Origin of the sequence: Pantoea sp. Ap-870 (genome assembly GCF_011752515.1) — a bacterium.
Classification (GTDB): Bacteria; Pseudomonadota; Gammaproteobacteria; order Enterobacterales; family Enterobacteriaceae; genus Pantoea; species Pantoea dispersa.
The window spans coordinates 112,810-126,545 of sequence record NZ_VWXG01000006.1; the positions used below are offsets into that span (position 1 = coordinate 112,810).

A 13,736-nucleotide genomic window follows, 5' to 3' on the forward strand; every position below is an offset into this window, starting at 1 on the left:
GCGTACCCGCCGGCCACAACAATAATCCCCTGCATAAATCAGGCGCAGCGCCGCGGTCATCAAGGTCATCTCCCCGTGACGCTGCAGCCTGAAGAAGAACAGGGAAACGGAGTTTCTATGCTGAAGAATCTACGCTGGACCCTCGTACTGCTGCTGTTCCTGGTTTATATGATCAACTACCTCGATCGTATTGCCCTGTCGCTCACCGTGCCGCTGGTGGAAAAAGATCTGATGATCAATGCCGAGCAGTTCGGCCTGATCTTCGGCAGCTTCTTCTTCGGCTATGCGCTGTTCAATTTTATTGGCGGTTTAGCCACCGATAAATTCGGCCCGACGATTGTGCTCGGCACCGCCGTCGGCATGTGGTCGCTGTTCTGCGGCATGACCGCACTGGCGACCGGTTTCTGGTCGATGATGATTCTGCGCGTACTGTTCGGCATGGCGGAAGGTCCGATTTGCGCCTCGGCCAACAAAGCCATCAATGGCTGGTTTCCGAAAAAGCAGGCCGCCACCGCCATGGGCCTGCTGAGTGCCGGTTCCCCGCTCGGCGGCGCGGTCGCCGGGCCGATTGTCGGCTACCTGGCGCTCTCCTTCGGCTGGCGTCCGGCGTTTGTGGTGATCTGCCTGATTGGTCTGGTGTGGATGGCGCTGTGGTTCTTCTTCGCCGCCGACAATCCGGCGCGCAGTAAGCGCGTCTCTGCGCAGGAGCGCGCGCTGGTAGAGAAACTGAAAGCGGAAGAGCCGGCAGATATCATCGACGCGGACGGCAAAGCGCACGGCATGGGCTACTATCTGCGTCAGCCGATTATCCTCGTCACCGCGTTCGCCTTCTTCTGCTACAACTACATTCTGTTCTTCTTCCTGAGCTGGTTCCCGGCCTATCTGGTGCAGGCGCACGGGCTGGATATCAAAGCCATGAGCATCACGACCATGATCCCGTGGATTGTCGGCTTCATTGGCCTGGCGCTGGGCGGCTGGATTTCCGATAAAATCTTTAATATCACCGGTAAGCTGCTGCTATCGCGCAAGATTGTGCTGGTAGTGTCGCTGCTGGCGGCAGCGATATGTGTGGCGCTGGCGGGCACCATCAAAGAGGTGAATTCGGCAGTGATCATGATGTCGATCTCCATCTTCTTCCTCTACATCACCGGTGCCATTTACTGGGCGATTATTCAGGATGTGGTGCACAAGAGCCGCGTCGGCAGCATCAGCGGCTTTATTCACCTGATTGGCAGCCTGTCCGGCATTATCGGCCCGATCGTTACCGGCTTCATCGTGCAGCACACCGGCAAATTTGACAGCGCCTTTGTGCTGGCGGGCGTGGTAGCGGCACTTGGCGCGCTGCTGGTGCTGTTTGTGATTCGCAGCCCGAAAGCCAGCGACAAACCGGTTTCCGTTTAATCGAATGACTCTGCCGGGGCGCCGCGCGCCCCGTTTGCCACAAGGATTATGCATGTTACAACCCGATCGCCTTCCCGCTGACGTACAGCGCCCCACTTACGACCGCAGCCAGCTGAAAACCCGCATGGTGCACATCGGTTTTGGTGCCTTTCACCGCGCGCATCAGGCGCTGGCCACTGACCAACTGGCGCAGCACGGCAGCGACTGGGGCTACTGCGAAGTGAATCTCAACAGCGGCGCGCTGATCGCCGCTCTGCGCCAGCAGGATTTGCTGTACAGCGTGACCGAAATGGCCGACGACAGCCTGCACACGCGCATTGTTGGCGTAATTACCCAGGCGCTGCACGCGAAAAGTGACGGTATTGAGGCGGTGATTGAAGCGATGAGCCAGCCGGAAATCGCCATCGTGTCGATGACGGTCACGGAAAAAGGCTACTGTTCGCTGCCGTCGAGCGGCCAGCTCGACCTGACGCATCCGGACATCGTGCACGATGTGGCGCATCCTGACGCGCCGCGCTCGCTGCCCGGCGTGATCCTGGCGGCGATTGAACGCCGTCGCCAGCGCGATCTGCCGCCGTTCAGCGTGATGTCGTGTGACAACATGCCGGAGAACGGCCACGTTACGCGCAATGTAATAACCCAGCTGGCGCAGCGTCGCAGCCCGGCGCTGGCGGATTACATTCAGACCCACCTCACCTTTCCCTCAACCATGGTGGATCGCATCGTACCGGCGATGACCGATGAGGCTTTCGCGACGCTGGAAGCGCGGCTGGGCAGTCGCGATCCGGTGGCGGTGGAAGCCGAACCTTTTTTCCAGTGGGTGATTGAAGATAACTTCGTCAGCGGCCGCCCGGCGTGGGAACAGGCCGGTGCGGAGCTGGTGCGTGATGTGCTGCCGTACGAAGAGATGAAGCTGCGCATGCTCAACGGCAGCCACTCGTTCCTGGCTTATCTCGGCTATCTGGCCGGGTATCAGCACATCAGCGATTGCATGGCCGATGCCAATTTTCGTCAAGCGGCGCGCGCGCTGATGCTGCAGGATCAGGCACCCACGCTGCGCACGCAGAATGTCGATTTGGCCGCCTATGCCGACTCGCTGATCGCCCGTTACGAAAACCGGGCGATTAAACATCGCACTTATCAAATCGCCACCGACGGCACGCAGAAGCTGCCACAGCGCCTGCTGGATAGCGTGCGCTGGCATCTGCGTAACGGGACGGCCTGTGATTATCTGCTGCTGGGCGTGGCAGGCTGGATGCGCTATATCAGCGGCGTCGATGAGCAGGGCGCGGCGATTGAGGTTCGCGATCCGCTCAGCGCGCAGCTGGCCAGCATTGTTGCCAATAGCGAGGATGGCCCGCAGCGCGTTGAGGCCTTACTGCGCCTGCAGGCGGTGTTCGGCGACGACTTACGTTATCACACGGTGTTTGTTACGCGGCTTACTGAGCTGTATCAGCAGCTGCGGCTTACCGGTGCACGCGCCACGGTGCAGGCGCTGGTCACAGAAGGCTAAGCCGCCTGCACAAATGTGTAGCGCAGACGCAGCGTGCTGATTAGACTGACGCTTTCTCATCGGGCTGGCGGCGGCCAGCCGTAATACGGATATTGCTGCATGTCGATTGCCTATACCATAACCACCAGCGAACCGGTAAATCAGCAGATTTATCGCTATCTGCGGAAGGATATCGTGACCTGCGTGATCCATCCGGGCTCGCTGCTGTCGGAGAAAGAAGTGTCGGCGCGCTTCAACGTGTCGCGGCAGCCGGTGCGGGAAGCCTTTATCAAACTGGCGGAAGCCGGCCTGGTGCAGGTTCTGCCGCAGCGCGGCACCTTCGTGCGCAAAATCTCCGCTCAGCGCGTCGCCGATGGCCGTTTCATCCGTGAAGCGGTGGAGATCGCCGTGGTTCGCCGCGCCGCGCTGGAGATCGCTGCCACCGGACTGATGGCGCTGGAACACAATCTGCAGCTGCAGCGACTGGCAGCGGAACGCCACGACAGCCAGGCGTTTCTGGCGCTCGACGATGAGTTTCACCGGTTGATTGCCGAAGGCATTGACTGTCTGCTGGCGTGGGAAACGGTGGAGAACATTAAAGCGACGATGGACCGCGTGCGCTTTCTGACGCTGAGCGAAGTGTCGCCGCCGGAGAGCCTGATTCAGCAGCACGAAGAGATATTTGCCGCGCTGAAAGCGCAAGATGCCGATGCGGCGGAGAAGGCGATGCGGCGACATCTGCAGGAGATGATTCTGACCATTACGCCGATTGCCGAGCGCAACAGCGAATGGTTTGAAGGGCCGTAGTGTTGTGCGCTGAGCTTGCGGTGGGGTGTGATGCGGTGCGGTTTGATGCGGTGCGGTGTGATGCCCTCACCCCGACCTCTCCCACCGGAAGAGGGAGCTGTTTCAGTAAGCTGTCAGAGAATTAACGCATTAAAAACCGCACAAAACAGTCCCCTCTCCCGCTCGTGGGAGAGGGTTAGGGTGAGGGGGAAAAACGCCCCTCACCCCATCAGGCAATTGTCACATCCTTCGCCAGATACACATCCTGCACCGCATTAATCAGCGCCACGCCCTCTTTCAGCGACTTCTTAAACGCCTTGCGTCCGAGAATCAGCCCCATGCCGCCGGCGCGTTTATTGATCACCGCCGTACGCACCGACTCCGCCACATCGGTCGCACCGGCTGAAGCACCACCGGAGTTAATCAGCCCGGCGCGGCCCATGTAGCAGTTGGCCAGCTGGTAGCGCACCAGATCGATCGGATTCTCACTGGTCAGCTTGCTGTACACGCGCTCATCGGTGTGGCCAAACTTCACCGCGTTATAACCGCCGTTATTCTCCGCCATTTTCTGCTTCACAATGTCGGCACCAATGGTGGCCGCCAGATGGTTAGCCTGACCGGTCAAATCGGCGCTGGCGTGATAATCCACCCCATCCTTCTTGAAATCGTTGTTGCGCAGATAAGCCCACAGCACCGTCACCATGCCCAACTCGTGCGCGCGCTCGAAGGCCGCTGCAATTTCCTCGATCTGCCGGCGTGACTGCTCAGAACCAAAATAGATGGTGGCGCCGACCGCAACCGCGCCCATGTTGAACGCCTGTTCAACGCTGGCGTACAGCGTCTGGTCATACTGCGTGGGATAGCTCAGGGTTTCGTTATGGTTCAGCTTGACCATAAACGGAATGCGGTGCGCGTAGCGACGTGACACAGAGGCCAGCACGCCATAGGTTGATGCCACACAGTTGCAGCCGGCTTCAATCGCCAGCTCGACGATATTCTTCGGGTCGAAATAGGCCGGATTGGCGGCGAACGAGGCGCCAGCAGAGTGTTCCACGCCCTGATCCACCGGCAGAATCGACAGATAGCCGGTACCCGCCAGACGGCCGGTGTTGTAGAGCGTCTGCATATTGCGCAGTACCGCAGGAGAACGATTGTTATCAATCATCACGCGATCGACATAATCCGCGCCCGGCAAATAAAGGCTGTCCGCTGGAATGGTCATGCAGCGATGTTGAAGAAGCGTATCCGCCTCTTTACCCAATAACTGTACGATGTCCGTCATGTTCGCTCCTGATAAATGGCTGGAAAAGAACCGGCACCTGCCGATTCGCCCCCACAGCCTGGACCGAAACGCGCCAGGCTGGCAAATTGCTGACTCCATTTTTCAGACGGATACGCAGTGAAAAAACGGCAATCTGGCGTTACGCCCTACCACCACTGATGGAAATGATGCACCGGCCCAATGCCGTGACCGACCTCCAGCGAATCGGCGTGCAGCAGCGCCTGCTGCAGCCAGGCCTTGGCCTCCGCTACGGTGCCCGCCCAGTCCGCATGGCGCGGTCGCAATGCCGCCAGCGCCGCCGACAGCGTGCAGCCGGTGCCGTGCGTATGACGGGTGTTAACGCGCGGCGCGGTAAAGCGCTGGCGGCCGGCGCGGGTGATCAGCCAGTCCGGGCTTTCCGCATCGCTGAGATGACCGCCCTTCATCAGCACCGCTTCGCAGCCCAGTTCCAGCAGCGCATCGCCCTGCTGCAGCATACTCGCCTCGTCCTGCGCCATGCGGCAACCCAGCAGTGCCGCGGCTTCCGGCAGATTGGGCGTGATCAGCGATACCTGCGGCAGCAGCCGTTCACGAATGCTGGCTACCGCATCGGGCGAAAGCAGCGCATCGCCGCTTTTGGCAATCATCACCGTATCCAGCACCACAAACGGCAGGCTGGCGCGTTTCAGCTTCTCTGCCACCACCTCAACGATCGCCGTCTCCGCCAGCATGCCGATTTTGGCGGCGTCAATGCGCACGTCGTCCAGCACCGAGTCGAGCTGCGCCGCGACAAATGCCGGTTCGATGCGATACACCGACTGCACGCCGCGGGTGTTCTGTGCCACCAGCGCGGTAATCACGCTGGTGCCGTACGCGCCGAGCGCGGAAAACGCTTTCAGATCGGCCTGGATACCCGCGCCGCCGCTGGGGTCAGTGCCGGCAATGGTCAGGGCATTAATGCGTTTCATGCCGCCACCTCCAGCGTCCACAGCGCATCGAGAAAAGCGGCGACGAAGCTGCCGGGCCCTGCCACGCTGCGCGCGGCCTGCTCTCCCGCCAGTGACATTACGCGGCAGGCCGCTGCCACGTGCTGGATGCGCTCGCCCGGCAGGCTGCTGCACGCCGCGACTACGGCGGATAGCGCACAACCGGTGCCGACCACGCGCGTCATCAGCGGGCTGCCGCCGGCAATCGCCAGCGTCTGGCGGCCATCGGTGACGTAATCGACTTCGCCGGTTACCGCAACGATAGTGGTGCAGCGTTGCGCCAGCTGCTGCGCGGCGTTCAGTGCGGCATCGGCCTGATGCACGCTATCCACACCGCGTCCGCCTGTGGCCTGGTGGGCTAAGGCGAGAATCTCTGAAGCGTTGCCGCGAATGGCCGCCGGTCGCAGGCTCAGCAGCTGCTGACAGAATTCCGTACGCAGGGTTAGCGCGCCTACCGCCACCGGATCGAGCGTCCACGGTGTGCCGGCCTGGTTAGCGGCCTGTACCGCCGCCAGCATCGCATCGCGGCGCTCACGGGTTAACGTACCGACGTTGATCAGTAGCGCATCGGCAAAACCGGCAAACTGCGCCGCTTCATCGCCATCAATCACCATCGCGGGCGAAGCCTGCAGTGCCAGCAGCACGTTGGCGGTAAAAGTTTGCACCACGTCGTTGGTCATACAGTGCACCAGCGGTGCCTGCTGCCGCAGCAGTTGCAGAGAGTGCGCGAGTTGCGCCGGGGAAAGAGGGTCAGGCTGTGTCATAAGGCTCCCAACCGGCAATCAGGAAGGCGAATGCGGTCAGGCATCTGACTTCCCTACGCTGGCATTATCCAGATCAGGTATTACGGGTCTTTCTCAGCCTCCACAAAGAAGGGCACCCCGAGTCATGCACGTCCGTGTCAGACGTGCCTTCACAGCATAAAGGGTCAGCTTAAAGTTGTAAATCCTGCGGCGGGTGCGCTTTTTTTGCCGGACAACGAAGAGCAAAAATACGTGCGCCATCAATTTTCATGATTTTGTGTTCATCAGGAAAATATAAACAAATCGATGGAGATCAATTTTCACAAAATCCCTAAAATTCATCAGGATAGTTAATTTAATCTGCCGGGGCAGTAGTCGGGAAATAAACAGGAGAAAGCGCGCAACTTGATTAATATCAAACCGGCCGGCGGCATAACGCGGCCTAATTCCCCTCCGGATTTGAAGACCGCTGTTTCACCTTCACCCGGAATCGCTAATGACTTTATTCAGTTTTCTTCCGCACGCGCATCACTGGCACAATATCACCATTTCCCGTCAAGGCGCCGTTGCCCCCGGCGGCCGTTACCGGTACTCCACGTACCTCGAAGCCGAATGCAAACGCTGCGGCGAGCGCATCCATAAAATTTATTATCGCGATATCAGCGATGAACAGGCGCGTCGCTGGCTGGGATAAAAAAAAGCCCCGCAACACAGGTTGCAGGGCGCTTGCGTGGCTATCGCAAAACTTATTCAGCCGGTTTGGTGCGGATCAGGTAATCAAACGCGCTCAGTGATGCTTTGGCTCCTTCCCCGCTGGCAATGATGATCTGCTTGTAGGGCACCGTGGTGCAGTCGCCGGCGGCAAATACGCCTTTCAGGCTGGTTTCGCCTTTGGCGTCGATCAGGATCTCGCCCATGCGGTTGCGCTCTACCGCGCCTTCCAGCCAGTTGGTGTTAGGCAGCAAACCAATCTGTACGAAGATACCGCTCAGCGCCAGTTCGTGGCTGGTCTGGTTATTGCGGTCGATGTAGGTCAGACCGGTAACTTTACTGCCGTCGCCTTTTACTTCGGTGGTCTGCGCGTTGAGGATCACATCGACGTTTTTCAGGCTGCGCAGTTTATCCTGCAGCACTTTATCGGCGCGCATTTCGCTGGCGAACTCCAGCAGCGTAACGTGCTCGACAATACCGGCCAGATCGATGGCCGCTTCAACGCCAGAGTTACCGCCGCCGATCACCGCCGTGCGTTTGCCTTTAAACAGCGGGCCGTCACAGTGCGGGCAGTAGGTAACACCTTTGGTGCGATACTGCTCTTCGCCCGGAACGTCCATGTTGCGCCAGCGTGCGCCGGTAGCAATGATGATGCTGCGTGATTTCAGCACTGCGCCGGAAGCGGTTTCGATGGCGTGCAGACCGCCCTCTTTCGCTGCCGGAATCAGCTTGATGGCGCTCTGGGTGTCGATCACGTCAACGTCATAGTCATCAACGTGCGCACGCAGGGAACCGGCAAGCTTCGCCCCTTCGGTTTTCGGCACGGAGATGTAGTTTTCAATGTCAACGGTGTCCAGCACCTGGCCGCCAAAGCGCTCGCCCATCAGGCCGGTACGGATGCCTTTACGCGCCGAGTAGATGGCCGCCGCAGCGCCTGCCGGGCCACTGCCGACGATCAGCACTTCATAGGCGTCACGCTTGTTCAGCTCTTCAGCCGCACGCTTATCCGCGTTGGTGTCTACCTTACCGACGATTTCTGCCAGGCTCATGCGACCCTGACCGAACTCTTTACCGTTGAGGTAAACCGCCGGCACGCCCATGACGTTGCGTTCGGTGATCTCGTTCTGGAACATGCCACCGTCGATGGCGGTATGACGGATGCGCGGATTGAGCACCGCCATCAGGTTCAGCGCCTGTACCACGTCAGGACAGTTGTGGCATGACAGAGAATAATAGGTTTCGAAATGCAGGTCGCTGTCCAGCGCAACAACCTGATCCAGCAGGCTCTGCGCCTCTTTCGACGGATGTCCACCGGTCTGCAGCAGAGCCAGCACCAGTGAAGTAAATTCGTGGCCCATTGGCGAACCGGCAAAGCGCGGACCGCTGTGGCTGCCTGGGTTAGTAATCAGGAATGATGGCTTACGTACCGGTTGATCGTTCTCTTCACGGAAGCTGACTTTATCAGACAGACTCGCGATATCGGTCAGCAGAGTACGGATCTCTGCGGATTTTGCGCCATCGTCCAGTGTGGCAATCAACTCAACCGGTTTCGTTAGTTTCTCAAGGTAGGCCTTGAGCTGGGTTTTTAAATTGGTGTCGAGCATAGTGAGTTCCTGTGAAGAAAATCGGGTGCCGCAGCACCCGATGGAAGAAAGATCAAAGGGCGTAGGTGACTTAGATTTTGCCAACCAGGTCCAGTGATGGAGCCAGCGTTGCGTCGCCTTCTTTCCATTTAGCCGGGCAAACTTCACCTGGGTGAGAAGCCACGTACTGAGCCGCTTTCACTTTACGCAGCAGGTCAGATGCGTCACGGCCGATGCCTTCTGCAGTGATTTCGATGGCCTGGATGATGCCTTCCGGGTCAACGATGAAAGTACCGCGGTCAGCCAGACCTTCTGCTTCACGCATGATTTCGAAGTTACGGGTCAGAGCACCGGTCGGGTCGCCGATCATCGCGTACTGGATTTTCGCGATGGTGTCTGAAGAACCGTGCCAGGCTTTGTGGGTAAAGTGCGTGTCAGTTGAAACGGAGTAGATGTCTACGCCCAGTTTCTGGAACTCTTCGTAGTGGTCTGCCACGTCACCCAGTTCAGTCGGGCATACAAAGGTGAAGTCAGCCGGGTAGAAGAAGAAAACACTCCATTTACCTTCAACGTCTTTCTCGGTTACGTCGATGAATTCGCCGTTTTTGAATGCAGCGTTTTTGAACGGTTTGATTTTGGTATTGATGATAGACATGGGTGACCTCCGTTAAAAAGATGTGATGCAGGCTACATAATTTTCGGGCCAACTTCTAATATGCAGACGTTATCAATCAGATAATCAAAAGCTATCAAAGTGCCGACGCCAGATTTGATGCGGCTTGCCGCGGCATTCTACACAGAAAAGCCGCAGAGTTAACAGGCTTTATCTTTGCGCACGGCAACTGCTATTTTTTTATAAACATTCAATCATCTTTGCTGCACGATTCAACTGCGTGCGCAACGCCGCTAAAAACGTGCCCGCTTACTCGTCATGGAGTCTGGAAGTGAAAATTCGTCTTTTTGAAGAAGCCGACCGCCCTTTTCTACGCACGCTGTATCTCGCGGCGCGCCGTCATAACTGGACATGGCTGGCCGGCGACGACTGGCAGCTGGAAGATTTCGACGCGATTATTCCCGGTGAAACGGTACTGGTAGCGGAGATCGACGGCCACCGCGCAGGGTTTGCCGGCGTGATGGATAACGATAATTTTCTGCACAGTTTGTATGTCGATCCGGCCTTTCAGGGCCAGGGCGTCGGCAGTGCGCTGCTGAACGCGGTGCAGCAGCGTTTTACCTCCACCGGCGCGCTGAAATGTCTGCTACAGAACGAAGCGGCGCTGCAGTTTTATCAGCAGCACGGCTGGCAGCGCGAAGCGCTGGGAGAGAGCGAACAGGGCCAGTACGTGTTGATGCACCTGCCGCTGGCGTCACGCACCAGCGGCAGCTAAGGCTTAAACCGCGCGGAAGGCGATGTCGCCCGGAATCACCTCACCCTGCCAGTAAAGCTGGGCGGCAACCCGGCCCGCAAGTTCACGATACAGCGCGGTGAATTCACTCTCCGGACGGCGAATCACGGTCGGTTCACCGTCGTCGAGATCTTCGCGCAGATTAATGTGCAGCGGCAGCTGAGCCAGCAGACGGGCGTGATAATCCTCAGCCAGCTTCTGCGCACCGCCGGTACCAAAGATTGGCTCATGATGCCCGCATTCGCTGCAGATGTGCATGCTCATATTTTCCACCACGCCCAGCACCGGAACGCTGACTTTTTCGAACATCACCATGCCCTTGCGCGCATCAATCAGCGCAATGTCCTGCGGCGTGGTCACCACCAGCGCGCCGGTCACCGGCACGTTCTGCGCCAGCGTCAGCTGAATGTCACCGGTGCCCGGCGGCATATCCAGAATCAGGTAATCGAGATCCGGCCACAGCGTTTCATTCAGCAGCTGCATCAGCGCCTTGCTGGCCATCGGTCCGCGCCACACCATGGCGTTATCGTCGGTCACCAGATAACCGATAGAGTTGGTTGCCAGGCCGTGCGCCATGATTGGCGCCATGTGCGTGCCATCCGGCGAGGTGGGGCGCTGCTTTTCGGTGCCGAGCATGTCCGGGATAGACGGGCCGTAAATATCCGCATCAAGAATACCGACGCGCGCCCCTTCGGCCGCCAGCGCCAGCGCCATATTCACGGCAGTGCTGGATTTGCCCACGCCACCTTTACCGGAGCTGACGGCGACGATGTTTTTCACGCCGTTGACGCCCGGCTGATTTTTCACGCGTTTCAGGGTGGCGATGTCATGACGCAGCCGCCAGTCGATGGCGCGCGTGTTGGTCAGGCGCAGCAGTTCCGCGCTGGTCTGGGCTTTCAGCGCCTCAAACGCGCTGGCCCAGGCAAATGGCATCACCAGTTCAATGTGCAGCTTGTCGTCGAGCAGCGCCACGTGGCGTAGCGCTTTGAGGGTAGTCAGATTGTGTTGCAGCGTCGGATGCTCAAACTCGCTCAGCACGCCGATAACCACGGCGCGCAACGCTTCAGGTGAATGATGGTCCCGGGATTGTGCGGTCATCCCAACTCCTTATTTAGTCATGACGCCAGACGATGGCGGTGTGCCATCAATCATATCAGATAGGCGCTAAAAGTGACGTGGCCGAGCTGCTGTGTTTACGCCAGAGGGTGCTTCGGTTAACATCTAAGCCCGATTTTTTATTCACGGAATGCTACGCAAATTATGACTCAAGTCGCTAAAAAACTACTGGTAACGTGCGCCCTGCCGTACGCAAACGGCTCTATCCACTTAGGTCACATGCTTGAACACATTCAGGCTGACGTGTGGGTCCGTTACCAGCGAATGCGTGGCAATCAGGTGTTCTTCATCTGTGCGGACGACGCCCACGGCACGCCGATCATGCTGAAAGCCCAGCAGCTGGGTATCGCGCCAGAGCAGATGATTGCGGAAATGAAGCAGGAGCATGAGACCGATTTCGCAGGTTTCAACATCAGCTATGACAATTATCACTCCACGCACGGCGACGAAAACCGCCAGCTGTCTGAGCTGATTTACACGCGCCTGAAAGAGAACGGTTTCATTAAAAACCGCACCATTTCGCAGCTGTACGATCCGGAAAAAGGCATGTTCCTGCCTGACCGCTTCGTCAAAGGCACCTGTCCGAAATGTAAATCGCCCGATCAGTACGGCGATAACTGCGAAGTGTGCGGCGCGACCTACAGCCCGACTGAGCTGATTGAGCCGAAATCGGTGGTGTCAGGTGCAACGCCGGTGATGCGCGATTCTGAACACTTCTTCTTCGATCTGCCGTCCTTCAGCGCGATGCTGCAGGCGTGGACGCGCTCCGGTGCGCTGCAGGAGCAGGTGGCAAACAAGATGCAGGAGTGGTTTGAAGCCGGTCTGCAACAGTGGGATATCTCCCGCGATGCGCCGTACTTCGGCTTCGAAATCCCTGGTGCGCCGGGCAAATACTTCTACGTCTGGCTGGATGCGCCCATCGGCTACATGGGGTCGTTTAAGAACCTGTGCGACAAACGCGGCGACATCGATTTCGACGAGTTCTGGAAGAAAGATTCCAGCACCGAGCTGTATCACTTCATCGGCAAAGACATCGTCTATTTCCACAGCCTGTTCTGGCCAGCGATGCTGGAAGGCAGCAATTTCCGCAAGCCGACCAACCTGTTTGTGCATGGTTATGTCACGGTGAACGGCGCGAAGATGTCGAAATCGCGCGGTACCTTCATCAAAGCCAGCACCTGGCTGCAGCATCTTGATGCCGACAGCCTGCGCTACTACTACGCGGCCAAGCTCTCTTCGCGCATCGACGATATTGACCTCAATCTGGAAGATTTCGTCCAGCGCGTGAACGCTGACATCGTTAATAAGGTGGTGAACCTCGCCTCGCGCAACGCCGGCTTTATCACCAAACGCTTTAACGGCCAGCTGGCAAGCGAACTGGCAGATCCGGCGCTGTATCAGACCTTTGTTGATGCGTCAGAGAAAATCGGTGAAGCCTGGGCCAGCCGCGAATACAACCGTGCGATCCGCGAGATCATGGCGCTGGCCGACCTGGCCAACCGCTACGTTGACGAGCAGGCACCGTGGGTGGTGGCGAAACAGGAAGGCCGCGATGCCGACCTGCAGGCGATTTGCTCCATGGGCATCAACCTGTTCCGCGTGCTGATGACCTGGCTGAAGCCGGTGCTGCCGTCGCTGAGCGAGCGCACAGAAGCCTTCCTGCAAAGCGAACTGAGCTGGGATGGCATTGCGCAGCCGCTGCTCAACCACAGCGTAGCGCCGTTTAAAGCGCTGTATGGCCGTATTGAGATGGCAAAAGTGGAGGCGCTGATTGCGGCTTCGAAAGAGGACGCAGCAGCGGCGAACCAGCCGGCGGCAAGCGGTCCGCTGGCCGATGCACCAATTGGCGAGACCATCACCATTGATGACTTCGCCAAAGTCGACATGCGCGTAGCGCTGATCGAGCAGGCTGAGCTGGTAGAAGGTTCCGATAAGCTACTGCGTCTGCAGCTGGATCTGGGTGGCGAGAAGCGCCAGATTTTCTCCGGCATTCGCGCCGCTTATCCGGATCCGTCGGTGCTGGTGGGCAAGATGACCATCATCGTCGCTAACCTGGCGCCGCGCAAAATGCGTTTTGGCGTGTCCGAAGGCATGGTGCTGTCTGCCGGCCCTGGCGGCAAAGATCTGTTTGTGCTGTCAGTGGATAGCGGTGCCCAGCCGGGTATGCCGGTGAAGTAAGGGTTGGTGCGTGCTGGCCCTCACCCTAACCCTCTCCCGCTTACGGGAGAGGGAACTGCTGAGTGCGGGGTTT

12 protein-coding genes and 1 riboswitch are annotated in these 13,736 nt (G+C 58.5%); of the genes, 6 read left to right on the top strand and 6 right to left on the bottom strand.

Going from position 1 to position 13,736, the window contains the following annotated elements:
* Positions 1-117 precede the first annotated feature (117 nt).
* The 3 genes from F3J41_RS15635 to F3J41_RS15645 all read left to right on the top strand — a co-directional run bounded on the left by F3J41_RS15635 (position 118) and on the right by F3J41_RS15645 (position 3,700).
* A complete protein-coding gene (locus F3J41_RS15635) occupies positions 118-1,401 on the top strand; it encodes an MFS transporter (protein WP_021509301.1) in 1,284 nt (427 codons plus the stop codon).
* A gap of 52 nt (positions 1,402-1,453) precedes the next feature.
* Positions 1,454-2,914, top strand: a complete 1,461-nt coding sequence (locus F3J41_RS15640) for a mannitol dehydrogenase family protein (RefSeq protein ID WP_166711718.1) — start codon at positions 1,454-1,456, stop codon at positions 2,912-2,914.
* A 99-nt stretch (positions 2,915-3,013) separates the two neighbouring features.
* The gene (locus tag F3J41_RS15645; RefSeq protein WP_021509299.1) at positions 3,014-3,700 is read left to right on the top strand and encodes a GntR family transcriptional regulator; all 687 of its coding nucleotides are present in this window, start codon (positions 3,014-3,016) and stop codon (positions 3,698-3,700) included.
* 208 nt (positions 3,701-3,908) lie between these two features.
* On the opposite strand, the gene fbaB is transcribed toward F3J41_RS15645, so the two are convergent.
* The 3 genes from fbaB to thiM form a co-directional block, all read right to left on the bottom strand.
* Positions 3,909-4,961, bottom strand: a complete 1,053-nt coding sequence (fbaB, locus tag F3J41_RS15650; RefSeq protein WP_058757271.1) for a class I fructose-bisphosphate aldolase — start codon at positions 4,959-4,961, stop codon at positions 3,909-3,911.
* Positions 4,962-5,107: 146 nt separating this feature from the next.
* Positions 5,108-5,908, bottom strand: coding sequence for a bifunctional hydroxymethylpyrimidine kinase/phosphomethylpyrimidine kinase (gene thiD / locus F3J41_RS15655; protein WP_059012819.1), 801 nt, complete (start codon positions 5,906-5,908; stop codon positions 5,108-5,110).
* A complete protein-coding gene (gene thiM / locus F3J41_RS15660; protein ID WP_166711720.1) occupies positions 5,905-6,690 on the bottom strand; it encodes a hydroxyethylthiazole kinase in 786 nt (261 codons plus the stop codon). Before thiM ends, thiD begins: the two co-directional genes overlap by 4 nt.
* A 33-nt stretch (positions 6,691-6,723) precedes the next feature.
* Positions 6,724-6,820, bottom strand: a riboswitch (TPP riboswitch).
* Positions 6,821-7,165: 345 nt separating this feature from the next.
* On the opposite strand from thiM, the gene F3J41_RS15665 reads away from it, so the two are divergent.
* Positions 7,166-7,363, top strand: coding sequence for a hypothetical protein (locus F3J41_RS15665; RefSeq protein WP_021509295.1), 198 nt, complete (start codon positions 7,166-7,168; stop codon positions 7,361-7,363).
* A gap of 52 nt (positions 7,364-7,415) precedes the next feature.
* Here the strand turns inward: F3J41_RS15665 and ahpF are convergent, their stop codons facing one another.
* Both ahpF and ahpC read right to left on the bottom strand, forming a co-directional pair.
* The gene (gene ahpF, locus F3J41_RS15670; RefSeq protein WP_166711722.1) at positions 7,416-8,984 is read right to left on the bottom strand and encodes an alkyl hydroperoxide reductase subunit F; all 1,569 of its coding nucleotides are present in this window, start codon (positions 8,982-8,984) and stop codon (positions 7,416-7,418) included.
* A gap of 70 nt (positions 8,985-9,054) precedes the next feature.
* Positions 9,055-9,618 carry an alkyl hydroperoxide reductase subunit C gene (gene ahpC / locus F3J41_RS15675; RefSeq protein ID WP_010617942.1) on the bottom strand — a complete coding sequence of 188 codons (564 nt, stop codon included), beginning with the start codon at positions 9,616-9,618 and terminating at the stop codon, positions 9,055-9,057.
* Between the two features lie 289 nt (positions 9,619-9,907).
* Between ahpC and F3J41_RS15680 the strand changes: the two genes are divergently transcribed.
* Positions 9,908-10,351 (top strand): GNAT family N-acetyltransferase, encoded by a 444-nt coding sequence (locus F3J41_RS15680; protein ID WP_058757267.1) that lies wholly within the window; start codon positions 9,908-9,910, stop codon positions 10,349-10,351.
* 3 nt (positions 10,352-10,354) lie between these two features.
* On the opposite strand, the gene apbC is transcribed toward F3J41_RS15680, so the two are convergent.
* Entirely contained in the window at positions 10,355-11,467 is a 1,113-nt protein-coding gene (gene apbC / locus F3J41_RS15685; RefSeq protein ID WP_166711724.1) for an iron-sulfur cluster carrier protein ApbC, read from the bottom strand.
* Between the two features lie 162 nt (positions 11,468-11,629).
* Between apbC and metG the strand changes: the two genes are divergently transcribed.
* Complete coding sequence (gene metG / locus F3J41_RS15690; RefSeq protein ID WP_031280054.1) at positions 11,630-13,663, top strand: methionine--tRNA ligase; 2,034 nt, start codon at positions 11,630-11,632, stop codon at positions 13,661-13,663.
* Positions 13,664-13,736: the final 73 nt, after the last annotated feature.